We start from the raw sequence: 25358 nt of genomic DNA, 5'->3' as shown, positions 1-25358 counted from the left end.
TGCCCGTTATCCGGGAAGTCATGCGTGGCCGGAGGGCGTCCCGCGGCGTGGTTCCGGCACCTGACGCCCCCGGCGGGATGGCAGGCTTGGGCCCATGCGTCCGCTTCCGTTCGTACTCGGCGCCGCCGCGCTGCTGGCCGTGTCCGCAGCCGCCCCGGCCGCCGCTGCCGCCCCGGCCGCCGCTGCCGCCCCGGCCGCCGCCGGCTCGTCGTCGTCGCCGTCTCCCTTCACGATCGAGGATCCACGGATCACCGAGTCCAGTGGTCTCGCCGCGAGCCGTCTCCACCCCGGCGTCTACTGGACGCACAACGACAGTTCGGACGGGCCGTACGTCTACGCCGTCGACGGCCGGACCGGGAAGACGGTCGCGCGGGTCACCCTGCGCGGCATAGGAAGTCCCCGCGATGTGGAAGCGATCTCGATAGGGCCGGACGGCAATGTCTACGTCGGCGATATCGGCGACAACCTGGGCGGCCAGTGGTCCCATGTGTGGATCTACCGGTTCCCCGAGCCGAAGCAGCTGAAGGACACCACCGTCACCGCGACCCAGTTCACCGTCCAGTACCAGGGCGGGCCGCGCAATGCCGAGGCGCTGATGGTTAACCCCAGGACGGGCCGCGTCTACATCGCCAGCAAGAGCGACGAGGACGGCGGGCTGTACATCGGACCGGCCACGCTGAGCTCCTCGGGGGTGAATGTCTTCCGGCGGGTCTCCGACCTCGATCTGGAGGTCACGGACGGGGCGTTCTCCCCGGACGGCACCCGGCTGGTGCTCCGCGGCTACTTCTCGGCCGCCGAGTACCGCTGGCGGAACGACAAGCCGACGAAGCTCGAGGAGGAGCCGGGACTGCCGCTCCAGCGGCAGGGCGAGTCGGTCACCTTCACCCCCGACGGCGGCACGCTCATGTACGGCACCGAGGGCGCGGGCTCCAAGGTGACGCCGGTGGACCTCGGCGGGGAACTGCTGCCGGACGCCACCGCGAAGGAGCAGAAGAAGAAGGGGGAGTACTCCGACCGCCCCGACGGCAAGCTCTCCGATGACGAGAAGAACGGCAACCTGGTCAAGGCCGGGCTCACCTTCGCCGGTGCGCTGGTGGTGTTCTACGGCCTGCGCAGGCTCTTCCGCCGGAGTCGTACCTGATCGTCACCCGTGCGCATCCCTGGTGCGCATCCCCCGTGGGCCTCACCCGTGCGAAGGGGCCCGCGGCCGGTCGGCCGCGGGCCCCTCACGCTCACCCATGAACGGGCGACCCATGAACGGGCAACCCGTGAGCAGGCACCCTCAGAGGTGCTCGATGACGTAGTCCACGCACGCCGTCAGCGCCTGGACGTCCGCCGGGTCGACGGCCGGGAACATCGCCACCCGCAGCTGGTTGCGGCCCAGCTTGCGGTACGGCTCGGTGTCCACGATCCCGTTGGCCCGCAGCGCCTTGGCGACCGCGGCGGCGTCGATCTCCTCGTTGAAGTCGATCGTGCCGACGACCTGCGACCGCTTGGCCGGGTCGGCCACGAACGGGGTGGCGAACTTGGCCTCCTCGGCCCACCCGTACAGCGTGCGCGAGGAGGTCGCGGTGCGCCGCACGGCCCAGTCCAGGCCGCCCTGTCCGTTGATCCACTCCAGCTGGTCGTTGAGCAGGAAGAGCGTCGCCAGCGCCGGGGTGTTGTACGTCTGGTTCTTCAGCGAGTTGTCGATCGCGGTCGGCAGCGAGAAGAACTCCGGGACGTGCCGGCCGGACGCGTGGACGCGGGCGGCGCGCTCGAGCGCGGCGGGGGAGAACACGCCGATCCACAGGCCGCCGTCCGCCGCGAAGGACTTCTGCGGCGCGAAGTAGTAGACGTCCGTCTCGGCGATGTCGACCGGCAGACCGCCCGCACCGGAGGTGGCGTCCACCAGCACCAGCGCGCCCTCGTCGGCGCCGGCCACCCGCTGGATGGGCATGGCGACACCGGTGGAGGTCTCGTTGTGGGTGAAGGCGTACACGTCCGTGCCGCTCTCGGCCTGCGGCTCTGGGTGGGTGCCCGGGTCGGAGGAGATCACCGTGGGCTCCGCCAGCCACGGCGCGAGCTTCGCCGCCTTGGCGAACTTCGAGGAGAACTCGCCGAAGGACAGGTGCTGGGACTTGGACTCGATCAGACCGTGGGTCGCGATGTCCCAGAAGGCGGTGGAGCCGCCGTTGCCCAGGATGACCTCGTACCCCTCCGGGAGCTGGAAGAGTTCGCGCACCCCTTCGCGCACCGCGCCGACCAGGTTCTTGACCGGAGCCTGCCGGTGGGAGGTGCCCAGCAGGGAACTTCCGGTGGCGGCCAGGGCACTGAGCGCCTCGGTGCGCACCTTGGAGGGGCCCGAGCCGAAGCGTCCGTCGGCGGGCTTGATGTCATCGGGAATCCGGATCTCAGCCACGAACCGAAGCCTAATCCGTCGGCCCTCGCCGTCCGACCGTGCGTCCAGCGGCTGAGACAACCCGTCCACACCGTGTTGACGTGGGCGATCGCCCCGCTGTAGCCGCGATCTCGGAACACGACGGCCATGAATCGGAATTGGACATTTTCAACGGTCCGCTCGCCGTGGACCATGGAGGCATGGCTGACCACGAGGCAGACGAGCTGGAGCAGGCGCTGCGCAGGGCCGTCCGCGGGGACGTCTCCTTCGATACGGCGAGCCGGGCGCTGATGACCATGGACGCGTCCAACTACCGCAGAGTGCCCACCGGAGTGGTCGCACCGCGCGACGCGGACGACGTGGCGGCGGCGCTGGCCGTCTGCCGGGAGCGCGGGGTGCCGGTGGTGGCGCGCGGCGCCGGGACCTCGATCGCGGGGCAGGCCACCGGGCTCGGTGTCGTCCTCGACTTCACCCGCCACATGCGGAGCATCGTCTCGCTCGACCCCGAGCGGCGGACCGCCGTCGTCCAGCCCGGGGTCATCCTGGACGACCTCCGTGCGGCGGCCGGCGCCCATGGGCTGACCTTCGGCCCCGACCCGTCCACCCACAGCCGCTGCACCCTCGGCGGCATGATCGGCAACAACTCCTGCGGCTCCCACTCGGTGGCCTGGGGCACCACCGCCGACAACGTCCGCGAGCTGGACGTCCTCACCTACGGCGGGGAGCGGGTACGGGCCGCCCAGGGCCTCCACGACCTGCCCGCCCGGCTCCGCGACGGCATTCGGTCCCTGGTCGGCCGGCACCTGGCCCTGCTGCGCACCGGCTTCCCCGAGCTGCCCCGGCGGATCTCCGGCTACGCCCTGGACGAGCTGCTGCCCGAGAAGAACGCCGATGTCGCCCGCGCCCTCACCGGCAGCGAGGGCACCCTCGGCGTGGTGACCGAGGCGACCGTAAGGCTGGTGAAGGCGCCCGGCGCCCGCGCCCTCGCCGTGCTCGGCTACCCCGACGAGAGCGCGGCGGCCGAGGCCGCGCACACCCTGTTGCCCCACGGTCCGCTGACCGTCGAGGGCATGGCCGCCGATCTGGTCGCCGGGGCGTCCGGGCTGCCCAAGGGCGGCGCGTGGCTGTTCGTGGAGGTCGGCGGGGCCAACCGCGAGGAGGCGCTCTCCCGCGCCCAGGAGGTGGCCCGCGCCGCCGCCGAGGCCACCACCGGCCACACCGTCGTCGCCGACCCGGCCGGGCAGCGCGCCCTGTGGCGGGTGCGCGAGGACGCCTCCGGCACGGCCACGCGCAACCAGGACGGCAGCGAGGCGTGGCCCGGCTGGGAGGACTGCGCGGTGCCGCCGCCCCGGCTCGGCGCCTACCTGCGTGATTTCCGCGCCCTGATGGCCCAGCACGGGCTGCGCGGCACGCCGTACGGGCACTTCGGGGACGGCTGCATCCACGTCCGCATCGACTTCGACCTGATGCGTGAGGCCGGGATCCGGGTGTTCCGGGCCTTCTCCTCCGACCTCGCCGATCTCGTCGTCGCCCACGGCGGCTCGCTCTCCGGTGAGCACGGCGACGGGCTGGCCCGCGCCGAGCTGCTGCCGCGCATGTACGGGGAGGAGATGGTCGGCCTCTTCTCCCGGTTCAAGGACCTGTGGGACCCGGAAGGCGGCCTCAACCCCGGCGTCCTGGCCCGCCCCCAGCGCGTGGACCAGAACCTGCGCTTCGATGTCCTGCCCAGGCGCCCGGTGGACGTCGCGTTCGGCTACCCGCACGACAAGGGCGACTTCTCGGCGGCGGTCCGGCGCTGTGTGGGCGTCGCCAAGTGCCGTAACGAGTCGGTGTCCGGCGCGGGCGTGATGTGCCCGTCGTACCGGGTGACCGGCGAGGAGCGGCACTCCACGCGCGGCCGCGCCCGGCTGCTGCACGAGATGCTCGCGGGCGAGGTCGTCCAGGACGGCTGGCGCTCGGAGGAGGTACGGGACGCGCTCGACCTGTGCCTGTCCTGCAAGGGCTGCCGCAGCGACTGCCCGGTGGAGGTCGACATGGCCACGTACAAGGCCGAGTTCCTGCACCACCACTACGAGGGACGGCTGCGGCCCGCCGCGCACTACTCGATGGGCTGGCTCCCGGTGTGGCTGCGGGCCGGTGCCGCCCTGCGGGCGGCGCCGGTGCTCAACGCGCTGTCCGGGGTGAGCCCGCTCGCCGCCCTGGCCAAGCGCATGGGCGGCCTCGCCCCCGAACGGGACATCCCCGAGTTGGCCCGTGAACCCTTCACGAGGTGGTGGCGGGAGCGGGCGCGCGCGGCGGCGCGGGGCGCGGGTGCGCGTGGCGCGGGGACCGAGGCCCGACCGGGTCCCGGCCCCGGCGGTCCTGGTGTCGGCCCCGCTGGTCCTGGTGCTGGCGCCGCCGGTCCCGGTGGTGGTCCTGCCGGACCTGACGCCGGCCCTGCCAGCCCTGGTGGCGCTCCTGCCGGTCTCGGTGGCCGCCCCGCTGGACCTGGTGCCAGCCCCGCCAACCCCGGTGGCGGCTCCCGGTCCGGAGCCGGTCGGGGGCTGGCCGGGTGGGTGCGCGCGGCGGTGGGTGGCGCGGGAGCCGGAACCGGGTCCGGGTCCGGGCCGGGACGGGCCGGGCGGCTGCCCGGCGGGGCCGGGCGCGGCACGGCGGCACCAACGGCACCGGGGCGACCGGGGGAGCAGGAGGGGCCGGGCCAGGGGGCCGGGAGGGGGCGCACCGTCGTGCTGTGGCCGGACACCTTCACCAACCACCTCTCCCCGTCGGTCGGCCGGTCGGCGGTCGCTGTGCTGGAGGCGGCCGGGCTGCGGGTGGTGGTCCCGCCCAGGCCCGTGTGCTGCGGGCTGACCTGGGTCTCCACCGGTCAGCTCGACCGCGCCCGCACGGTCATGCGGCGCACGCTGGACGTCATGGCCCCGGCCCTGGACGCCGGACTTCCGGTGGTCGGCCTCGAACCCAGCTGCACGGCCGCCCTCCGCACCGACCTCCCCGAACTCCTCGGCACCGACCCGCGCGCCGCACGCCTGGCCGAGTCGGTGTCGACGTTCGCCCAGGCGCTGGAGCGGTACGCCCCGGACTGGCAGCCGCCGAGGATCGACCGCCCCGTCGTCGGCCAGACCCACTGCCACCAGCACGCCGTCCTCGGCGACGCCGCCGAGCGCCGTCTGCGGGAACGCGCCGGCCTTACGGGCGCGTTGAGCGGCGGCTGCTGCGGTCTGGCGGGCAACTTCGGCTTCGAGGACGGGCACTACGAGGTCTCGGTGGCCTGTGCCGAGGAGCAGTTGCTGCCGTCGGTACGCGCTGCGGAGATGGGCACGGAGGTGCTGGCGGACGGCTACTCCTGCCGTACCCAGCTGAACCAGCTGGCGGGGCGGAAGGGACGCCACCTGGCGGAGGTTTTGGCGGACGGCTTGGCGAAGGGCGTGGCGGGGGGTTCGGCGTAGTGCTTGGGTGACGCTGTCGCGGGGTCGGTCGGCTCGGTCGGGTGCGGCGCCGTCTCGCGCCTTCGGCGCCGTTGAGCAGTGGCGGCGGGGGTGGGGGGCGTGGCGCCGCCGCCGGGTGCTGGGCCCGTGGAGGTGGGCGTCGGTGGCGGCTTCCGCGCTGGGCGGCCGGGGCCCAGCCGGACTGCGGGCGGCTTGGCGAAGGGCGTGGCGGGGGGTTCGGCGTAGTGCTTGGGTGACGCTGTCGCGGGGTCGGTCGGCTCGGCCGGGTGCGGCGCCGTCTCGCGCCTTCGGCGCCATTGAGCAGTGGCGGCGGGGGTGGGGGGCGTGGCGCCGCCGCCGGGTGCTGGGCCCGTGGAGGTGGGCGTCGGTGGCGGCTTCCGCGCTGGGCGGCCGGGGCCCAGCCGGACTGCGGGCGGCTTGGCGAAGGGCGTGGCGGGGGGTTCGGCGTAGTGCTTGGGTGACGCTGTCGCGGGGTCGGTCGGCTCGGCCGGGTGCGGCGCCGTCTCGCGCCTTCGGCGCCATTGAGCAGTGGCGGCGGGGGTGGGGGGCGTGGCGCCGCCGCCGGGTGCTGGGCCCGTGGAGGTGGGCGTCGGTGGCGGCTTCCGCGCTGGGCGGCCGGGGCCCAGCCGGACTGCGGGCGGCGGGCGGCGGGGCAAGATTTCGGCCAACGCGGCGTTGGACCGCAAGCGCCGTCCGTCAGCTGTCGATGGGGTTGGCCGGGTGGCTCGCCCGTGCGCTCGCCCCGGCCCCGGCGGTCCGGCGGCGCTCTTCCGGCCCCCTCCCGGTACCCCTCTCCAAAACGCTTGATCTGACGCAACTAATTCATCAAACGATTGCAGGAGGTACCCCCACCCCCCGGCTGTCCGGCCTCGGCCTCGGCCCCCGGCCACGGAAGCCGCCACCGGCCGCCGCCCCCACCGGCCCGGCGCTCGGCGGCGAGGGCCCGGCCCGGCACCCCCTGCCCCGCTGCTCAACTGCGCCGAAGGCGCGAGACGAAAGCCGCACCCAACCGAGCCCAGTAGCCCGACCCACCCCAGCTCCGCTCCGGCCCACCCGCACCCCCAACGCGCCACCCGCACCCCCAACGCGCCGCGCGCCCCTCGTCAACGGCCACAACCGGCTGAATCATGCAAGCGTGCTTGATTGTTTCTCGCCGCGCTGCCACCCTCGCTCGACAAGAAATGAAGAAGCCGACACACGGCAGACCCGACGAGACGGGAGCGACGCGTGTCCGAGACGGAGGCTCTGCTCGCCGATCTGCGGGCGGAGGGGGACGAGTTGGACGGCCTGGTGGCCGGGCTCGGAGACGTGGCGTGGCGTACGGCGACGCCCGCGCCCGGGTGGACCGTCGCGCATCAGATCGCCCATCTCGCCTGGACCGACGAGCGGGCCGTGCAGGCCGCCGAGGACCCCCAGGGGTTCGCCGACGAGGTGCGCAAGGCGTGGGCCGCTCCGGACGCGTTCGTGGACGAGGGCGCGGAGCGCGGCGTGGCCCTGGGGCACGAGGTGCTGCTCAGCCGGTGGCGGGAGGGCCGGGAGCGGCTGATCCGCAGCCTGGCGGCGCAGCCGCCGCGCGCCCGGCTGCCGTGGTACGGGCCGCCGATGAGCGTGATGTCGATGGCGACGGCCCGGCTGATGGAGACCTGGGCGCACGGCCAGGACGTCGCCGACGCGCTGGGCGTGCACCGGGCCCCCACCGCCCGGCTGCGCCATGTGGCCCGGATCGGGGTCCGGGCGCGGGGTTACGCGTACGCGGCGCGGGGGCTGGAGCCGCCGGCCGAGGAGTTCCGGGTCGAACTCACCGGCCCGCACGGTGAGGTGTGGACGTACGGCCCCGAGGACGCGGCCCAGCGGGTGACCGGGCCCGCGCTGGACTTCTGCCTGCTGGTGACCCAGCGGGCGCACCGCGACGATCTGGCCGTACGGGCCGAGGGGCCGGACGCGGACCGCTGGCTGGACATCGCGCAGGCGTTCGCGGGCCCGCCCGGCAAGGGCCGCGCCCCGGGGCAGCGGACGGAGCACGCGGTGGGCGGCACGGGCCATCCGGGGGGCGGAGGTGCCGGTGAGCCGGGCGGCAGCGCCCCGGGTGACGCCTCCGCAGGCCGCGTCGCGGGAGGAGCGGAACGCGACGCCGCCGAACACCGCGCCGGAGGCGCCCCGTGACCCCGTCGCCCGCCCCCCTCCGCATCGGCAACGCCTCCGGCTTCTACGGCGACCGCTTCGACGCGGTGCGCGAGATGCTCACCGGCGGCCCCCTGGACGTGCTGACCGGGGACTATCTGGCCGAGCTGACCATGCTCATCCTGGGCCGGGACCGCGCCAAGGACCCGGCGCGCGGCTATGCCACCACCTTTCTGCGCCAGCTCGAGGACACCCTGGGGCTCGCCATGGAGCGCGGCGTACGGCTCGTCACCAACGCGGGCGGACTCAACCCGGCCGGGCTGGCCGACGCGATACGCGCACTCGCCGACCGGCTCGGCGTCGGCTGCCGGGTGGCCCATGTCGAGGGGGACGACCTCGTCGGCGCCCGTGACTGGGGGCCGGGCGTGGTCACCGCCAACGCCTACCTGGGCGGGGCCGGGATCGCGGAGTGTCTGCGCGGTGGCGCGGAGGTGGTGGTCACCGGGCGGGTGACGGACGCCGCGCTGGTGACGGGCCCGGCCGCCGCGCACTTCGGATGGGCCGCCGACGACTGGGACGCGCTGGCCGGAGCCGTGGTCGCCGGGCACATCCTGGAGTGCGGTACCCAGGCGACCGGCGGCAACTACTCCTTCTTCACCGAGCTCGGGGACGTACGCCGTCCCGGCTTCCCGCTCGCCGAGATCCACCCCGACGGCTCCAGCGTGATCACCAAGCATCCGGGGACGGGCGGCGCCGTCACGGTCGGGACGGTCACCGCCCAGCTCCTCTACGAGACGGCGGGGGCCCGCTACGTCGGCCCGGACGTCACCGCCCGGCTGGACTCGGTGCGGCTCACCCCGGACGGGCCGGACCGGGTGCGCGTCCACGGCGTACGGGGCGAGGCGCCGCCCGGCACCCTCAAGGCCGGGCTGACCCGGCTCGGCGGCCATCGCAACGAGGTGGTGTTCGTGCTCACCGGCCTCGACATCGAGGCCAAGGCGGCGCTCGTACGGGACCAGATGGAGGAGGCGATGAGCAAGCGCCGCCCCGCCGAGGTCCGCTGGACCCTGTCCCGTACCGACCACCCCGACGCGGCCGTGCAGGAGGAGGCGAGCGCGCTGCTGCGACTGGTGGTCCGTGACCGGGACCCGGCGGCGGTGGGGCGGGCGATCAGCGGCGCGGCCGTCGAACTGGCCCTCGCGAGCGTTCCCGGCTTCCATGTGACCGCCCCACCGGGAAAGGGCTCGCCCTACGGCGTCTTCGAGGCCGTGTACCTCCCGGCCGACACCGTGCCGCACACCGCCGTGCTGCCGGACGGCTCCCGGCGGACCATCCCCCCGGCCGTCCCCCCGGCCGTCCCCCCGTCCCCGGACGCCCCCGCCCCCGTCCCCGAGGACCCGGTGGGCCGGCCCCCGCTGCCCCCGCCCCTCCCGCCCGGCCTGCCGACCCGCCGCGCCCCGCTCGGCGCGGTCGCCGGGGCCCGCAGCGGTGACAAGGGCGGCAGCGCCAACATCGGCGTCTGGGCGCGCGGCGAGGACGCCTGGCGCTGGCTGGCCCACACCCTCACCGTCGACCGGCTGCGGGAGCTGCTCCCGGAGACGGCCCCGCTGACCGTCACCCGCCATCCGCTGCCCCATCTGCGCGCCCTGAACTTCGTCGTGGACGGGCTGCTCGGCGAGGGCGTCGCCGCACAGGCCCGTTTCGACCCGCAGGCCAAGGCCGTCGGCGAATGGCTGCGCTCACGCCACCTGGAGATACCGGAGGTATTGCTGTGACCGTGCTCGCGTCCGCGCTCGACCCCGCAGGCGCCGACTACACGGCCCATCGGGAGGCGATGCTCGGCAAGCTCGCCGAACTGGAGGGCGAGCACGCCAAGGCGCTCGCCGGGGGCGGGGAGAAGTACGTCCAGCGCCACCGCAAGCGCGGCAAGCTGCTCGTCCGCGAGCGGATCGAGCTGCTGCTGGACCCGGACACCCCGTTCCTGGAGCTGTCCCCGCTGGCCGGCTGGGGCAGCGAGTATCCGGTCGGCGCCTCGATCGTCACCGGTATCGGGGTGATCTCCGGTGTGGAGTGCCTGATCAGCGCCAACGACCCGACCGTACGGGGCGGGTCCAGCAACCCCTGGACGCTCAAGAAGTCGCTGCGCGCCCATGAGATCGCCCGCGCCAACCGGCTCCCGGTCGTCAGCCTCGTCGAGTCCGGCGGCGCCGATCTCCCCTCCCAGAAGGAGATCTTCATCCCCGGCGGCGCGCTCTTCCGCGATCTCACCCGGCTGTCCGCCTCGGGCATCCCCACCATCGCCGTGGTCTTCGGCAACTCCACCGCCGGTGGCGCGTACATCCCCGGGATGTCCGACCACGTGATCATGGTCAAGGAGCGCTCCAAGGTCTTCCTGGGCGGCCCGCCGCTGGTGAAGATGGCCACCGGTGAGGAGAGCGACGACGAATCGCTGGGCGGCGCCGAGATGCACGCCCGCACCTCGGGCCTCGCCGACTACTTCGCCACCGACGAACCCGACGCGCTGCGCCAGGCCCGCAGGGTCGTCGCCCGGCTCAACTGGCGCAAGGCGCACCCCGATCCGGGGCCCGCCGAACCGCCCAAGTACGACGCCGAGGAGCTGCTCGGCATCGTCCCCGGCGACCTCAAGATCCCCTTCGATCCGCGCGAGGTGATCGCCCGGATCGTCGACGGCTCGGACTTCGACGAGTTCAAGCCGCTGTACGGGCGCAGCCTGGCCACCGGCTGGGCCGCGCTGCACGGCTATCCGGTCGGGGTCCTGGCCAATGCCCAGGGGGTGCTGTTCAGCGAGGAGTCCCAGAAGGCCGCGCAGTTCATCCAGCTCGCCAACCAGCGTGACATCCCGCTGCTCTTCCTGCACAACACCACCGGCTACATGGTCGGCCGCGACTACGAGCAGGGCGGGATCATCAAACACGGCGCCATGATGATCAACGCCGTCTCCAACTCCCGGGTACCGCATCTGTCCGTGCTCATCGGCGCCTCGTACGGCGCCGGCCACTACGGGATGTGCGGCCGCGCGTACGACCCCCGCTTCCTCTTCGCCTGGCCCAGCGCCAAGTCCGCCGTCATGGGCCCGCAGCAGCTCGCCGGCGTGATGTCGATCGTCGCCCGGCAGTCCGCCGCCGCGAAGGGGCAGCCGTACGACGAGGAGGCCGATGCCGCGCTGCGCGCCATGGTGGAGCAGCAGATCGAGTCCGAGTCGCTGCCGCTCTTCCTCTCCGGGCGGCTCTACGACGACGGCGTCATCGACCCGCGCGACACCCGCACTGTCCTCGGCCTGTGTCTGTCCGCCCTGCACACCGCGCCGGTCGAGGGGGCGCGTGGTGGCTTCGGTGTCTTCCGGATGTGAGTGAGGAAACCCGTGATCCGTTCCCTCCTGGTCGCCAACCGCGCCGAGATAGCGCGGCGTATCGTCCGCACCTGCCGCGACCTCGGCATCGCCACCGTCGCGGTCCACTCCGACGCGGACGCCGCCGCGCCCCACGCGCGGGAGGCCGACACCGCCGTAAGGCTGCCGGGCGACGCCCCGGCGGACACGTATCTGCGCGGTGATCTCCTCGTCAAGGCCGCCATGGCCGCCGGGGCCGACGCCGTTCACCCCGGCTACGGCTTCCTCTCCGAGCACGCCGACTTCGCGCGCGCCGTCAGGGCCGCGGGGCTGGTGTGGGTGGGGCCGCCGCCCGAGGCGATGGAGGCCATGGCCTCCAAGACCCGCGCCAAGGAGCTCATGCGCAAGGCGGGCGTCCCGCTGCTCGATCCGCTCGACCCGGCCGGGGTCACCGCCGGTGATCTGCCCGTGCTCGTCAAGGCGGCGGCGGGCGGCGGCGGCCGGGGCATGCGGGTGGTCCGCGACCTGGACGCGCTCCCCGCCGCACTCGACTCCGCCCGCGCCGAGGCGGCCTCCGCCTTCGGCGACGGCGAGATCTTCGTGGAGCCCTATGTGGAGGGCGCCCGCCATGTCGAGGTCCAGGTGCTCGCCGACACCCACGGCACCGTCTGGACCCTCGGCACCCGGGACTGCTCCCTCCAGCGCCGCCACCAGAAGGTCATCGAGGAGGCCCCGGCCCCCGGGCTGGACGAGGAACTGCGGCGCACCCTGACCGAGTCGGCGGCGAACGCGGCGCGCGCCATCGGCTACGAGGGCGCGGGCACGGTGGAGTTCCTGGTCTCGGCGGCGGGACGGGCGTACTTCCTGGAGATGAACACCCGCCTCCAGGTGGAGCATCCGGTCACCGAGGAGATCTACGGACTGGACCTGGTGGCGCTGCAACTGCGGATCGCGGAGGGGGCGGCCCTCGAGGCCGAGCCCCCGGCGCCACGGGGGCACGCCGTCGAGGCGCGGCTGTACGCCGAGGACCCGGCGCGCGACTGGCAGCCACAGACGGGGATCATGCACCGGCTGGAGATCGCCGGGCTGCGGGTCGACTCCGGGCCGGCCGACGGGGACGCGATCGGCGTCCACTACGACCCGATGCTGGCCAAGGTCATCGCCGTCGCCCCGACCCGCGCCGAGGCCGTGCGGCGGCTGGCCCACGGGCTGGAGCGGGCCCGGCTGCACGGTCCGGTGACCAACCGGGAGCTGCTGGTGCGGGCCCTGCGCCACCCGGAGTTCGAGGCGGCCCGGATGGACACCGGCTTCCTCGAACGCCATCTGCCCGAACTCACCGCGTCGGCCACCGCCTCGGAGTCCGCCTCGGCCGCTGATTCCCCCCGAGGCGGTGACGACGATCGGGCGGTGCCGCTCGCCGCCCTCGCCGCCGCCCTGGCCGACGCGGCGCGGCGGCCGGCGACCGTGGCCGGGCGGTTGGGCGGCTGGCGCAACGTCCCCTCCCAGCCACAGCTGCGGAGCTACCGGGCCGAACCGGACGGCACCGAGCACGAGGTGCGCTACCGCCTCACCCGTGACGGGCTGCTCGCGGAAGGTTTCCCCGGCGTCCGGCTGCTGAGCGCCGACCCGGAGCGGGTCGTCCTCGACGTGGCCGGCGTCCGGCGGACGTTCGAGGTGGCGGCCTATGGGGACCGCCGCTACGTCGACACGCCCCAGGGCGGCCACGCGTTCACCGCGCTGCCCCGCTTCCCCGACCCCACCGCCCGCACCGAACCGGGCTCGCTGCTGGCGCCCATGCCGGGCACGGTGGTGCGGGTCGCCGAGGTGGCGGTCGGGGACCGGGTCGCGGCCGGACAGCCGCTGCTGTGGCTGGAGGCCATGAAGATGGAGCACCGCGTCACCGCGCCCGCCGCCGGAGTGCTCACCGCGCTGCACGCCGCCACCGGCCGTCAGGTCGAGGTCGGAGCCCTGCTCGCCGTCGTGGCGCCGGGGGAGTGACCCGTGCGCGAACCGCGCCGGCCCGCCCGGCCCGCACCACGCGCCGCACGGTGGCAGGAGCCGTCCATGACCAGGAGGAGCCGTCCATGACCAGCACCCATACGCCCGTGGACACCCCGGAGCACGTGGCGCTCCGCGCCGCGGTCTCGTCCTTCGCCAAGGGGCACGCCCCGGGCGGCCCCCAGGAGGGTGACAGCGCCCTCGACCTGTGGGCCGAGGCCGGCAAGCTCGGCTATCTCGGCGTCAACCTGCCCGAGGAGTACGGCGGCGGGGGCGGCGGGATCACCGAGCTGTCCATCGTCCTGGAGGAGTTGGGCGCCGCGGGCTGCCCGCTGCTCATGCTGGTCGTCTCGCCCGCCATCTGCGGCACCGTCATCGCCCGGTTCGGCACCGCAGAGCAGAAGAAGCGCTGGCTGCCCGGTCTGGCCGACGGCAGCGTCACCATGGCGTTCGGCATCACCGAGCCCGACGCCGGGTCCAACTCGCACCGCATCACCACCGTCGCCCGCCGGGACGAGGGCGGCGGCTGGGTACTCAACGGCCGTAAGGTCTTCATCTCCGGTGTGGACATCGCCGACGCGACCCTGATCGTCGGCCGCACCGAGGACTCCAGGACCGGGAAGCTCAAGCCCTGCCTGTTCATCGTCCCGCGCGAGACGCCCGGCTTCTCCCACCACCACATCCCCATGGAACTGTCCGCCCCGGAGAAGCAGTTCGAGGTGGTGCTGGACGACGTACGGCTGCCCGCCGACGCGCTGGTCGGCGACGAGGACGCCGGGCTGCTCCAGCTGTTCGCGGGGCTCAACCCCGAGCGCATCATGACGGCGGCGTTCGCGCTGGGCATGGGCCGTTACGCGCTCGACAAGGCCGTCGACTACGCCCGCACCCGCCAGGTCTGGAAGGAGCCCATCGGCGCCCACCAGGCGATCGCCCACCCCCTCGCCCAGGCCCATATCGAGCTGGAGCTGGCCCGGCTGATGATGGCGAAGGCGGCGTACCTCTACGACGCGGGCGATGACGCGGGCGCCGGCGAGGCGGCCAACATGGCCAAGTACGCGGCCGGGGAGGCCGCGGTGAAGGCGGTGGACCAGGCCGTGCACACCCTCGGCGGCAACGGCCTGACCGCCGAATACGGGCTGGCCCGGCTGATCACGGCCGCCCGGGTGGCCAGGATCGCCCCCGTCAGCCGGGAGATGATCCTCAACTTCGTCTCCCACCAGACCCTGGGCCTGCCGAAGTCGTACTGACGGCCAACTTCCCTAGGGGACCGGCTTCCACGGGTGGGGAGCCAGGCGCCGTACCGATCTCGCGGGTAGGGCAGAACGGACAGGTAGGTACATCACAGCTGAGGGGAACGGCCATGGCCACGGTGCTGCGCAGCGAGTATCCCGATGTCCCGCTCGTCGATCTGCCCATCCACGACGCCGTACTGGCCCGCGCGGCCGGGGAGTTCGGCGAGCTGACCGCCCTGATAGACGGCGTGACCGGGGTGTCCCTGAGCTATGCCGCGCTGGACCGCGCCTCCCGCCGGATCGGGGCCGCGCTGGCCGAGGCGGGGGTGTGCAAGGGCGATGTGGTGGCCCTGCACAGCCCCAACTCGGTCATGTACCCACCGGCGTTCTACGGCACGACCCGCACCGGTGCCGCGGTGACCACGGTGCATCCGCTGGCGACGCCGGAGGAGTTCGCCAAGCAGCTCCGGGACGCGGCCGCGTCCTGGGTCATCACCGTCTCGGCGCTGCTGGGCGTGGCCCGGCAGGCCGCCGAACGGGCGGGCGGGATACGGGAGGTCTTCGTCTGCGACGAGGCGAGCGGCCACCGCTCACTGCGCTCCATGCTGACGAGCACCGCGCCCGAACCGGCGGTGGAGATCGACCCGGCCGAGGACGTCGCGGTGCTGCCGTACTCCTCCGGGACCACCGGCGTCCCCAAGGGCGTGATGCTCACCCACCGCAACGTCGCCACCAACATCGCCCAGGTGGAGACGCTGGTCCCCAACCAACCGGGGGAACGGGTCCTGGCCGTTCTGCCGTTCTTCCACAGCTACGGCCTTACGGCGCTCATGAACGCGCCGCTGCGCAACGGCGGCACGGTGATCGTGCTGCCGCGCTTCGAACTCGACCAGTTTCTCGCGGCGGCCGAGAAGCACCGGGCCGAGGCGCTCTATGTGGCCCCGCCGATCGTGCTCGCGCTCGCCAAGCATCCGGCGGTGGACGGGCATGACCTGTCGTCGGTGCGGTACGTGCTGAGCGCGGCGGCCCCGCTGGACGCCCGGCTCGCGGACGCGTGCGCCCGGCGGCTCGGCGTACCGCCGCTGCTCCAGGGGTTCGGGATGACGGAACTGTCACCGGCCTGCCACCTGGTGCCGCGCGACGCGGAGAACGCACCACAGGGCACCGTCGGAAAGCTGCTCCCGAGCACCGAGATGCGCATCGTGCACCCGGACACCGGGGAGGACCTCCCCGCGGGCGAGGACGGCGAGATCGTCATCCGAGGCCCCCAGGTGATGAAGGGCTATCTGGGCCGCCCCGAGGACACCGACGCGATGATCGACGCGGAGGGCTGGCTGCACACCGGCGATGTCGGGCACGTGGACGCGGACGGCTGGCTGTATGTGGTGGACCGGGTGAAGGAGCTGATCAAGTACAAGGGCTATCAGGTCGCCCCGGCCGACCTGGAGGCCGTGCTGCTCGCCCATGAGGCCGTCGCCGACGCCGCCGTGATCGGGGTGACGGACGGGGACGGCAACGAGATCCCCAAGGCGTATGTGGTGCGCGGACCCGGGGCCCGGATCTCGGAGGAGGACCTGATCGCGTACGTTGCCGGGCAGGTGGCCCCGTACAAGAAGGTGCGCCGCGTGGAGTTCACGGACTCCGTGCCGCGCTCGGCCACCGGCAAGATCCTGAGGCGTGAACTGCGCGCCAGGGAAAGGAGTGCGACCGCACGATGACCAACGGCTCCCCGACGGATGGCTCCCTGACCGATGGCTCCACGGCCGACGATTCCACGGCCGACGGACCCTCGGCCGCCGCGCCGGTGTCCGCCGCGCCCGCTCCGCTCGTACGGGCTGCCTTCGAGCGCGGCATCACCACCCTCACCCTGGACTCGCCGCACAACCGCAACGCCCTCTCGACGCGCCTGGTCGGCGAGTTGCGCGAGGCGCTGGCGGCGGCCGGGCGGGACGACCGCGTCCGGGCGGTGCTGCTCACCCACACCGGCACCACCTTCTGCGCGGGCGCGGACCTGAGCGAACCGCCCTCGGCGTCCGGGGCGGCCGGACTCGTGGCGCTGCTGCGGGCGATCGTGGAGCTGCCCAAGCCGGTCGTCGCACGCGTCACCGGGCATGTGCGGGCCGGTGGGCTCGGACTGCTCGGAGCGTGCGACATATCGGCGGCGGGGCGCGGCGCGAGCTTCGCCTTCACCGAGGCGCGGCTCGGCCTCGCCCCGGCCGTCATCTCGATGCCGCTGCTGCCCCGGCTGGACCGGCGCGCGGCGGCCCGCTACTACCTCACGGGTGAGCGGTTCGACGCCGCCGAGGCGGCCCGGATCGGGCTGGTGACGATCGCGGACCCGGAGGGGGACGCGGACGGGGCGCTGGCGCCCGTCCTGGACGGGCTGCGCCGGGGCTCCCCGCAGGGCCTCGCCGAGTCCAAGCGGCTGGTGACCGCCGATGTGCTGCGCGCCTTCGACCGGGACGCGGCACCGCTGGCCGAGCTGTCGGCCCGCCTCTTCGCCTCCGAGGAGGCCCGTGAGGGCATGGCGGCGTTCCTGGAACGGCGCGACCCGGCCTGGGCGCCACGGGACACGGCGCCGGACGCGGGGGCCACGGGGGCACCGGACGCGGGGGTGGCGCCGGACTCCGGCGCCGGGGCCGCGGGGGCGTCCCGATGACCCCCCGTACGGCACTGCGCGACCCCAAGCAGGACCGCAGCCGCGCGACCCGCAGACGGCTGCTGGAGGCCGCCGTGTCCTGCCTCGCCGAGCACGGCTGGGCCGGTTCCACGGTCGCGGTGGTGGCCGAGCGGGCCGGGGTGTCGCGGGGCGCGGCCCAGCACCACTTCCCGACCCGTGAGGACCTCTTTACGGCCGCCGTCGAGCATGTCGCCGAGGAGCGCTCGGCCGAGCTGCGCGCCCTGGTCGCCCCGCGCGGGGAGGGCCGCGTCCGCACGGTGGTCGAGGCGCTGGTGAGCCTCTACACCGGCCCGCTCTTCCGGGCCGCCCTCCAGCTGTGGGTGGCGGCCTCGTACGAGGAGCAGCTGGGCGCCCGGGTGACCGCCCTGGAGGCGAAGATCGGCCGTGAGACGCATCGGATGGCGGTGGAGCTGCTGGGCGCCGACGAATCGGTGCCGGGCGTCCGGGAGACCGTCCAGGGCCTGCTCGACATGGGACGCGGCCTCGGCCTGGCCAACCTCCTGACGGACGACGGCCACCGCCGGGAGCGGGTGGTGGCCCAGTGGTCGAAGATCCTGGAGGGGATCATGGCAACCCCCTCCTGAACCGCGGCCGGCGTTCGAGCTTGTGGCCCGAGCTACCGCTGGGCGTCCCCGTAGCCCTCGATGTCGTGCGGGCTGCGCGCGCCGGGGCCGACGTACCGGGCCGACGGCCGGACCAGCCGGCCGGTCCGCTTCTGCTCCAGGATGTGCGCGCTCCAGCCCGCCGTGCGGGCACAGGTGAACATCGACGTGAACATGTGCGCCGGGACCTCGGCGAAGTCCAGCACGATGGCCGCCCAGAACTCCACGTTCGTGGCCAGCACCCGGTCGGGCCGGCGGTTGTGCAGCTCCTCCAGGGCGGCCCGCTCCAGCGCCTCGGCGACCTCGAAGCGCGGTGCGCCCAGCTCCCGCGCGGTGCGCCGCAGCACCCGCGCCCGCGGGTCCTCGGCGCGGTAGACGCGGTGGCCGAAGCCCATCAGCCGCTCGCCCCGGTCGAGGGCCTGTTTGACGTACGCGGTGGCGTCCCCGGTGCGCTCGATCTCCTCGATCATGCCGAGCACCCGGGAGGGCGCGCCGCCGTGCAGCGGCCCGGACATGGCGCCCACCGCGCCGGAGAGCGCGGCGGCGACATCGGCGCCGGTGGAGGCGATGACACGGGCGGTGAAGGTGGAGGCGTTCATCCCGTGCTCGGCCGCCGAGGTCCAGTACGCGTCGACGGCGGCGACGTGCTTGGGGTCGGGCTCGCCGCGCCAGCGCCGCATGAAGCGCTCCACGATGGTCCCGGCCTTGTCGATCTCCCGTTGCGGCACCATCGGCTTCCCCTGGCCGCGGGCCGACTGGGCGACGTACGACAGGGCCATCACGGCCGCCCGCGCCAGGTCCTCACGGGCCTGCTCCTCGTCGATGTCCAGCAGCGGTTTGAGCCCCCAGACGGGCGCGAGCATGGCCAGCGCGGACTGCACATCGACCCGGACGTCCCCGGAGTGGACCGGGATGGGGAACGGCTCGGCGGCCGGCAGCCCCGGGTTGAAGGCGCCGTCGACCAGCAGACCCCAGACGTTCCCGAAGGAGACATGGCCCACGAGGTCCTCGATGTCCACGCCTCGGTAGCGGAGCGCGCCGCCCTCCTTGTCGGGTTCGGCGATCTCCGTCTCGAACGCGATGACTCCTTCGAGTCCGGGTACGAAGTCGGACATCAGGCGGCTCCTCATGATGCGGTCATGACGCGGACGACGGGCGGCGGCGGGCGGTGCCGGGACGGTTACGCGGCCGCCTGACACGGCTCGCGGTCCGTACCGGCCACACCGGTGATGTGCCCCGTGCGGGTGGTGGTCACCCAACCATGGCGGGGAGTGACCGCCAGGACACGGGAGGGTGGGGCCTGCCCAGCGCGGACAGGCGCGTGGTCCGACTCAGTCTGGTGGGTGCGCTCCCCGTGGGGAAGCGTGAGAAGCGGCACACCGCGTGTGGTGCGCCACCGCGTGCGGTGCGCGGGAGGGTTTCGCGGAACGGGTGTGGGCGCGTGGCCGGGGGAGGGGACCGCTCTTCCGGGGCCGCCGGTGCGGCGGACCGATGATGTTGCAAGATATGCCCGTGCCTCACGTTGACTCGGAGCCCTCGGCTTCCTCCGCGCGTACGTACGACCCGGCCGCCATGCGCGAGCACTACCGCGCGGCGGGCTTCGACGAGGCGGACCTCGCGGACGACCCGTTCCGGCAGTTCACCCGGTGGTTCGAGGACGCGGTCGGCAGCGGGCTCTTCGAACCGAACGCCATGGTGGTCTCGACGGCCGACGCGGCGGGCCGCCCCAGCTCCCGCACGGTGCTGATGAAGAGCTTCGACGAGCGCGGCTTCGTCTTCTACACCAACTACGGCTCCCGCAAGGGCCGTGAGCTGGGTGAGAACCCGCAGGTCGCACTGCTCTTCCCCTGGCATCCCATCGCCCGGCAGGTGATCGTGACCGGCACCGCGCAGCGGACCGGGCGGGACGAGACGGCGGCGTACTTCCGCACCCGGCCGCACGGTTCGCAGCTGGGGGCGTGGGCGAGCACGCAGTCCGCGGTGGTGGGCTCGCGGGCGGAGCTGGACCGCTCGTACGAGGAGCTGGCGAACCGCTATCCGCCGGGCGAGCAGGTGCCGGTGCCGCCGGAGTGGGGCGGGTTCCGGGTGGTCCCGGAGGCCGTGGAGTTCTGGCAGGGCCGGGAGAACCGGCTGCACGACCGGCTGCGGTACGTCCGGCTGCCTGGTGCGGAGGGCTGGCGGGTGGAGCGCCTGTACCCGTAGGAGCCGCGGCGTCCTCGACCCGTGAGGCGCCCCGCGCCCGTGAGGTCCCTCAGAACGCGGACAACCCGCGGGTCTGTCCCCTGCGCCCTGAGGCGGAAGGGGGCCGGTCGGACGTACCGGCGACCCGCGGGTCGGGTGACTGCGTGGGATTGGCCGGCTGCGCACCCGTTCGTGCGCCAGTCCGGCGAATGCGCTGAGCGCGACGACGGACCGCTAGCCCGCAGTCACCTCACGCGTCCGGATTTCATACATCTGCCGAACCACCTCCCTTCTCGTGTACCGCACAGCCTAAGAACGCCCTGGTGCCACACACAAGCGAATTTCCGGGAGGCAACGATTTCCCCGAATGCGGTGTGGCGCGTGTCACGTTCGAGTTCAATGTCCGACGTGCCCCACCACAGACAGCCACGTCCAGCAGGGGGTGTCCGGTGAGCGCTTCACAACGTTCCGAACCTGCACGTCCGGCGCGTTCCGCCGGCTCCGCGCGGGGCGTCCCGGGGCAGGCGGAGGCGGAGTCGGCGGCGTCCGGCCGGCCCGACCGCCCGGAGCGGCTCGACTCCGAGCTGCTCGCCGCGCTGCTCGACGGGATGGACGCGGCTTTGTGCGCGTTCGACACCGACGGCAGGGTGACCCACTGGAACCGCGAGGCCGAGCGCATCCTCGGCTGGACGGCGGCGGAGGCGGTCGACCGCAAGGGGCTGGGCGGCTGGGCGGCCCGCCCGGAGGACGCGCGGGAGGTCGAGGCGCGCCTTAAGGAGGCCATGAGCGCCACGGGACGCCGGGTGCACGAGTTCGCGCTGCTGACCAAGGACGGCGGCCGGGTCCTGGTGCGCACGCAGTCCTCGCGCATGCCGGGCGCGGACGGCCGCCCGGCCGGGGTGTACTGCGCCTTCGGCGAGGCGCACGAGCAGATCGACCTGGAGCGGTCGATCGCGCTGAGCGAGGCGCTGCTGGAGGACGCGTCGTGGAACGTGGTCCTGGTCGACGCGGATCTGCGGGTCGCCGTCGTCAACGCCAACGCGGCCGGCGCGCTGCGCACCGCCCGTAAGGCCGCGCCCGGCCGGCCGCTGGGCGACTTCCTGGACCAGGGCGTCGAGGAGGCGGAGGCCGCGCTCCAGCACGTCCTCGCGGAGGGCGCGCCCCTGGCGCCGACCGAGCTGTGGGTGACCCTGCGGGACGCCGGCGCGGGGCACGGTATCGAGGGCCCGGCCGGGGTGCGCTACGAGCTGCTCGACGACGAGGAGGCGGTGCGCGGCGAGGTCCCGGGCCGCGACACGGCGGGCACGGACGGCGCGGGGGCGCTGCGCCGCTGCTGGCGCAGCGGCTTCCTCCGGCTGGCCTCACCGCTCACCGAGGAGCCGACACCGCTCGGGGTGGCCTGGATCTTCCAGGACATGACGGAGGCCAAGGGCCAGGAGCAGGAGAGCGCCCGGCTGCGCTTCAGGAGCAACCAGCTGCACCGGGCGACGCGGGCGGCGGCCGAATGCGAGGACCCGATGGAGGCGGCCTCGGTCCACCTGGACTTCGCCCTGGCGGGCTTCGCCGATCACGCCCTGATCGACCTGGCCCTGGACCCGCCGCCGGGCGCCCCGGCGGACCGGATCCGGCTGGTCCGGGCGGCGGCCACCCCCACCGGCACCCCCGGCCCCTGCCCGCCCGTCGCCCCGGGCGGCATCCCGCTGGGCTACGCGGGGGGCCATCCGGCGCTCCAGGCGGTCGAGCGCTGCGGTTCGGTACGGACGAGCGCGAGACGCTCGGACGAGCCGGCGAGAACCCAGTGGGCGGCCGCCCGCAAATGGCCGGAGGGCGTGGTGCACGGGCTGTGCGCGGTGCTGCGCAGCCGCGGCCGCACCCTCGGCGTGGTCACCTTCCTGCGCACCTCCGGCCGCCGGGCCTTCGACCGTACGGACGCGGTGTACGCGGAGGACGTCGCGGCGCGGGTCGCGGCCTCGGTGGACCTGGCCGTACGCCGGTACTGAAGGTCACCGAACGGCGCGCCGGCAAGCGATCACCGCTGAGACGACCGCCGAGACGGACCGCTGGAATCACCGCCGGTATCACCGCTGGTAGAAGATCCGGTCCCGGTACTCGGTCATCACCTTGCGGTTCCACTCGTGGCCGCCGTCCACGTTCCCCGACCTCAGCATGGGCGGCTCGATCCCCCGCTCGGCCAGTTCCCCGACCGCCGCCGCCACCACGGACTGCATGATCGCGCTCGTCACCACCGTGGACGCGGGCGCGAAGGGCGCGCCCACGCCGTCCGCCGTGAGCTCCGCGTCCCCGACCGGGATCTTGTTGTCGATGACCAGATCGCAGTGGTCCTTCAGGAAGCCACCGGAGGAGTTGCGCGAGGTCGTGCCGGTCGCGTAGCCGACCGATGTCACCCCGATCACCGTGACACCGCGCTGCCGCGCGCTCGTCGCCATCTCCACGGGCAGGACGTTGCGCCCGGACAGCGAGATCACGAACAGCAGGTCCCCGGCCCCGAGCGGGCTGCTGTCGAGGACGGTCGTGGCGAGTCCGTCGACGCGTTCGAGCGCGCTGCCCAGCGTGGCGGGCATGACGTCCACGCCCACCATCCCCGGCACCGGCAGCAGGTTCATCAGCGCCAGCCCGCCCGCGCGGTAGACGACGTCCTGGGCGGGCAGGGAGGAGTGCCCGGCGCCGAACGTGAAGAGGCGGCCGCCCGAGACGACGGTATCGGCGATCAGGGTGCCCGCCGCGGCGATATGCTCGCCTTCTTCGTCCCGCACCTGCCGCAGCAGGCCGATGGCCGCGTCGAAGAATTGCCCGGCCTGCTTGGACTCGCTCATCAACGCGTGACCTTCCATGTAGGTGTTCCGATCATGACGCTGTCAATAGCAGTCCGGCCCCTTGCGGCGGAAGGGGCCGACTCGGCCCCGTTGTCGGTGGGATGCGTCAGAATTGGTTGAGGGCCACCGCACGACACATCGAGGGGCACGCATGTCCGGACTGATCGACACCACGGAGATGTATCTCCGCACCATCCTCGAGCTCGAGGAGGAGGGCGTGGTCCCCATGCGCGCCCGGATCGCCGAGCGGCTCGAGCAGAGCGGTCCGACGGTCAGCCAGACGGTGGCGCGGATGGAGCGCGACGGGCTGGTCACCGTCGCGGGCGACCGGCACCTGGAGCTGACCGAGGAGGGCCGTCGGCTGGCCACGCGGGTGATGCGCAAGCACCGGCTCGCGGAGTGCCTGCTCGTCGACGTGATCGGGCTGGAGTGGGAGCAGGTCCACGCCGAGGCGTGCCGCTGGGAGCATGTGATGAGCGAGGCGGTGGAGCGGCGTGTCCTGGAGCTGCTCCGCCATCCGACCGAGTCGCCGTACGGAAACCCGATTCCGGGCCTGGAGGAGCTGGGCGAGAAGGCCGAGGTCGATCCGTTCCTGGACGAGTCCATGGTGAGCCTGCGGGAGTTGGAGCCCGGCTCCGAGGGCAAGACGGTGGTGGTGCGCCGCATCGGCGAGCCCATCCAGGCGGACGCCCAGGTGATGTACACGCTGCGGCGGGCCGGGGTGCAGCCGGGCTCCGTGGTGAGCGTCACCGAGTCGCCGGGCGGAGTGCTGGTGGGCAGCAGCGGTGAGGCGGCGGAGCTGGAGGCGGACATCGCCTCGCACGTCTTCGTGGCGAAGCGCTGACCCGAGCCTTTTCTGCCTCTTCGCCCCTTTCGCCCCTTCCTGCCTCCCGCCGGCCCCCAGTGCCCGCTCGCCCTCTTCCCCGCCCCCTGACCGGCGGGCCCCTCGCGACCGCACTCCGCACCACCCACACCGCTCCGCGTGCCGACACGCTGACCGATACACCCCGTTCAGTTGATTCGGCCGTCACGACCTGCGACGACGGATTTTTCCGAAACCGGAGTCGAGGGAAACCGAGCGGGCGCGGCCGACGCGTGCGACGCTGTCGCTGACGCTCAGGTCGTCAGGGGAGGGGGGCTCGGGTGGGCCCGAGGGGCTGTGGCGCCGAGGGAGTGTGCCGTCGAGGGGGTGCGCTTCAGCGAGGGCCCCGGTGCCGTCGGGTGCCGGGGCCCCGCTTCCCCATGTCCCCCGCCGGGCTCCGGGTCGCACCGGCCGTGCGAACGCGGCCGGTGCGACCCGGGACCCTGGTGACCCGGAGCCCCGAGCTCTCAGGGTCCTCCCCCGCGGACTCCCTTCCCCGAGCAGTCCGCCTCCCGCTAGCTGTCTCCCCGTGGCGCAGACGATCAATCCCTGGGCGTGGTCACTCGAATGAGGGGTGTTGAGCCGCGACAGCGGCATGTTCGAATACGAGTTCGATACTGTGAGGGCGTTCGAGAGAGGGTTGGAGGTGCCAGACCTCATGGTGCGACGCATCGATGTGAGCGGGGCCGGCGGTGTGCGGCTCGCCGCCTGGGAGTTCACCGATCCGCCCAAGGCGGGCAGCGGCCGCGAGGAAGCGCCGGGGCCCGGAGTGCTGTTGCTCCATGGGCTGTTGGGCCGCGCCGCCCACTGGGCGGAGACGGCCCGCTGGCTCGCCACCCGCCATCGGGCGGTCGCCCTGGACCAGCGCGGCCACGGCCGCAGCGAGCGGCCGGCCGAGGGGCCGTTCGACCGCTCCACCTATGTGGACGACGCCGAGGCGGCCGTGGAGCAGCTCGGCCTCGCCCCGGTGACCCTGATCGGCCATGCCATGGGTGCCCTCACCGCCTGGCAGCTCGCCGCCCGTCGGCCCGATCTGGTCCGGGCGCTGGTCATCAGTGATATGCGGGCCTCGGCCCTGGGCGCCGCCTCCCAGCGTGAGTGGGCCGACTGGTTCCGCTCCTGGCCGGTGCCGTTCGCGACCCTCGCCGACGTGCGCAAGTGGTTCGGTGAGGACGATCCGACGCTGGAGCGGCCGAATCCGTCCCGGGGCGATTTCTTCGCCGAGGTCATGGCCGAGCGCTCGGACGGCTGGCGCCCCGTCTTCTCCTGCCGTCAGATGCTGAAGGCCCGTGAGGCCTGGGTGCATGACGCCCATTGGGAGGAGCTGGCGCTGGTCGAGTGCCCCACCCTAGTCGTGCGCGGGCCGGACGGTGAGTTGGGCCGTGCGGAGGCGCAGGAGATGGTCCGCGTGCTGCCCCGCGGTCAGTATGCGGAGGTGGCCGACGCCGGTCATCTCGTCCACTACGACCAGCCGGACGGGTGGCGCCGCGCCGTGGAGCCGTTCCTGGCCTCCGTCCTGCCCGTCTAGCGGCTGGTCCCGCTTCGCCCCCTTGAACGCAACGCCTCTTGAACACGATCGACGGTTCGTCGATCCTACGAGTCCTCTCCTCTCCTCCGGCAATGAGAAATCGACCCGTCATGGACACGGGCATGGGCATGGGCATGGGCAGACG

At 73.6% G+C, this 25358-nt stretch carries 17 protein-coding genes; 14 read left to right on the top strand and 3 right to left on the bottom strand.

Features of this window, described 5'->3' with window-relative positions:
• The first annotated feature begins 94 nt into the window (after positions 1-94).
• Complete coding sequence (locus tag N6H00_RS17830; RefSeq protein WP_268972735.1) at positions 95-1141, top strand: hypothetical protein; 1047 nt, start codon at positions 95-97, stop codon at positions 1139-1141.
• 141 nt (positions 1142-1282) lie between these two features.
• On the opposite strand, the gene serC is transcribed toward N6H00_RS17830, so the two are convergent.
• Positions 1283-2401 (bottom strand): phosphoserine transaminase, encoded by a 1119-nt coding sequence (gene serC / locus N6H00_RS17825; RefSeq protein ID WP_268972734.1) that lies wholly within the window; start codon positions 2399-2401, stop codon positions 1283-1285.
• A 179-nt stretch (positions 2402-2580) separates the two neighbouring features.
• On the opposite strand from serC, the gene N6H00_RS17820 reads away from it, so the two are divergent.
• From N6H00_RS17820 to N6H00_RS17780, 9 genes are all read left to right on the top strand, one after another.
• Entirely contained in the window at positions 2581-5826 is a 3246-nt protein-coding gene (locus N6H00_RS17820; protein ID WP_268972733.1) for an FAD-binding and (Fe-S)-binding domain-containing protein, read from the top strand.
• A 1227-nt stretch (positions 5827-7053) separates the two neighbouring features.
• Entirely contained in the window at positions 7054-7989 is a 936-nt protein-coding gene (locus N6H00_RS17815; protein WP_268972732.1) for a TIGR03084 family metal-binding protein, read from the top strand.
• Positions 7986-9722 carry an acyclic terpene utilization AtuA family protein gene (locus N6H00_RS17810; RefSeq protein WP_268972731.1) on the top strand — a complete coding sequence of 579 codons (1737 nt, stop codon included), beginning with the start codon at positions 7986-7988 and terminating at the stop codon, positions 9720-9722. Before N6H00_RS17815 ends, N6H00_RS17810 begins: the two co-directional genes overlap by 4 nt.
• Positions 9719-11317 carry an acyl-CoA carboxylase subunit beta gene (locus N6H00_RS17805; RefSeq protein WP_268972730.1) on the top strand — a complete coding sequence of 533 codons (1599 nt, stop codon included), beginning with the start codon at positions 9719-9721 and terminating at the stop codon, positions 11315-11317. The genes N6H00_RS17810 and N6H00_RS17805 overlap by 4 nt, the downstream gene beginning before the upstream one ends.
• Positions 11318-11329: 12 nt before the next feature.
• A complete protein-coding gene (locus N6H00_RS17800) occupies positions 11330-13294 on the top strand; it encodes an acetyl/propionyl/methylcrotonyl-CoA carboxylase subunit alpha (RefSeq protein ID WP_268972729.1) in 1965 nt (654 codons plus the stop codon).
• Between the two features lie 86 nt (positions 13295-13380).
• Positions 13381-14541 carry an acyl-CoA dehydrogenase family protein gene (locus tag N6H00_RS17795; RefSeq protein ID WP_268972728.1) on the top strand — a complete coding sequence of 387 codons (1161 nt, stop codon included), beginning with the start codon at positions 13381-13383 and terminating at the stop codon, positions 14539-14541.
• 113 nt (positions 14542-14654) lie between these two features.
• On the top strand, positions 14655-16244 hold the full coding sequence (locus N6H00_RS17790; RefSeq protein WP_268972727.1) for a 4-coumarate--CoA ligase family protein: 1590 nt from the start codon (positions 14655-14657) through the stop codon (positions 16242-16244).
• A gap of 86 nt (positions 16245-16330) precedes the next feature.
• Positions 16331-17185 (top strand): enoyl-CoA hydratase family protein, encoded by an 855-nt coding sequence (locus tag N6H00_RS17785; RefSeq protein ID WP_268977020.1) that lies wholly within the window; start codon positions 16331-16333, stop codon positions 17183-17185.
• A complete protein-coding gene (locus tag N6H00_RS17780; RefSeq protein WP_268972726.1) occupies positions 17182-17790 on the top strand; it encodes a TetR/AcrR family transcriptional regulator in 609 nt (202 codons plus the stop codon). The genes N6H00_RS17785 and N6H00_RS17780 overlap by 4 nt, the downstream gene beginning before the upstream one ends.
• A 32-nt stretch (positions 17791-17822) precedes the next feature.
• On the opposite strand, the gene N6H00_RS17775 is transcribed toward N6H00_RS17780, so the two are convergent.
• Positions 17823-18923, bottom strand: a complete 1101-nt coding sequence (locus tag N6H00_RS17775) for a citrate synthase 2 (RefSeq protein WP_268972725.1) — start codon at positions 18921-18923, stop codon at positions 17823-17825.
• Between the two features lie 391 nt (positions 18924-19314).
• Here N6H00_RS17775 and pdxH point away from each other — a divergent pair, with 391 nt between their 5' ends.
• The gene (gene pdxH, locus N6H00_RS17770) at positions 19315-20010 is read left to right on the top strand and encodes a pyridoxamine 5'-phosphate oxidase (RefSeq protein WP_268972724.1); all 696 of its coding nucleotides are present in this window, start codon (positions 19315-19317) and stop codon (positions 20008-20010) included.
• 428 nt (positions 20011-20438) lie between these two features.
• A complete protein-coding gene (locus N6H00_RS17765; RefSeq protein WP_443072975.1) occupies positions 20439-21989 on the top strand; it encodes a PAS domain-containing protein in 1551 nt (516 codons plus the stop codon).
• 78 nt (positions 21990-22067) lie between these two features.
• Here the strand turns inward: N6H00_RS17765 and N6H00_RS17760 are convergent, their stop codons facing one another.
• Positions 22068-22823 carry an SIS domain-containing protein gene (locus tag N6H00_RS17760; protein ID WP_268972723.1) on the bottom strand — a complete coding sequence of 252 codons (756 nt, stop codon included), beginning with the start codon at positions 22821-22823 and terminating at the stop codon, positions 22068-22070.
• A 151-nt stretch (positions 22824-22974) separates the two neighbouring features.
• Here N6H00_RS17760 and N6H00_RS17755 point away from each other — a divergent pair, with 151 nt between their 5' ends.
• Positions 22975-23667, top strand: a complete 693-nt coding sequence (locus N6H00_RS17755) for a metal-dependent transcriptional regulator (RefSeq protein ID WP_268972722.1) — start codon at positions 22975-22977, stop codon at positions 23665-23667.
• A gap of 676 nt (positions 23668-24343) precedes the next feature.
• Positions 24344-25213 (top strand): alpha/beta fold hydrolase, encoded by an 870-nt coding sequence (locus tag N6H00_RS17750; protein WP_268972721.1) that lies wholly within the window; start codon positions 24344-24346, stop codon positions 25211-25213.
• Positions 25214-25358: the final 145 nt, after the last annotated feature.

Source organism: Streptomyces sp. S465 (assembly GCF_026898115.1).
In the GTDB taxonomy this organism is placed as follows: Bacteria; Actinomycetota; Actinomycetes; order Streptomycetales; family Streptomycetaceae; genus Streptomyces; species Streptomyces luomodiensis.
The sequence above is the reverse complement of the archived record's forward strand: the minus strand, read 5'-3'. Positions and strand labels throughout refer to the sequence as shown.

Excerpts from the sequence above, each read along its gene's own strand:
- N6H00_RS17775 (WP_268972725.1), bottom strand. The coding sequence starts at position 18,923 with ATGTCCGACTTCGTACCCGGACTCGAAGGAGTCATCGCGTTCGAGACG.
- pdxH (WP_268972724.1), top strand. The coding sequence starts at position 19,315 with ATGCCCGTGCCTCACGTTGACTCGGAGCCCTCGGCTTCCTCCGCGCGT.
- N6H00_RS17780 (WP_268972726.1), top strand. The coding sequence starts at position 17,182 with ATGACCCCCCGTACGGCACTGCGCGACCCCAAGCAGGACCGCAGCCGC.
- N6H00_RS17790 (WP_268972727.1), top strand. The coding sequence starts at position 14,655 with ATGGCCACGGTGCTGCGCAGCGAGTATCCCGATGTCCCGCTCGTCGAT.
- N6H00_RS17760 (WP_268972723.1), bottom strand. The coding sequence starts at position 22,823 with ATGAGCGAGTCCAAGCAGGCCGGGCAATTCTTCGACGCGGCCATCGGC.
- N6H00_RS17820 (WP_268972733.1), top strand. The coding sequence starts at position 2,581 with ATGGCTGACCACGAGGCAGACGAGCTGGAGCAGGCGCTGCGCAGGGCC.
- N6H00_RS17750 (WP_268972721.1), top strand. The coding sequence starts at position 24,344 with ATGGTGCGACGCATCGATGTGAGCGGGGCCGGCGGTGTGCGGCTCGCC.
- N6H00_RS17755 (WP_268972722.1), top strand. The coding sequence starts at position 22,975 with ATGTCCGGACTGATCGACACCACGGAGATGTATCTCCGCACCATCCTC.
- N6H00_RS17795 (WP_268972728.1), top strand. The coding sequence starts at position 13,381 with ATGACCAGCACCCATACGCCCGTGGACACCCCGGAGCACGTGGCGCTC.
- N6H00_RS17830 (WP_268972735.1), top strand. The coding sequence starts at position 95 with ATGCGTCCGCTTCCGTTCGTACTCGGCGCCGCCGCGCTGCTGGCCGTG.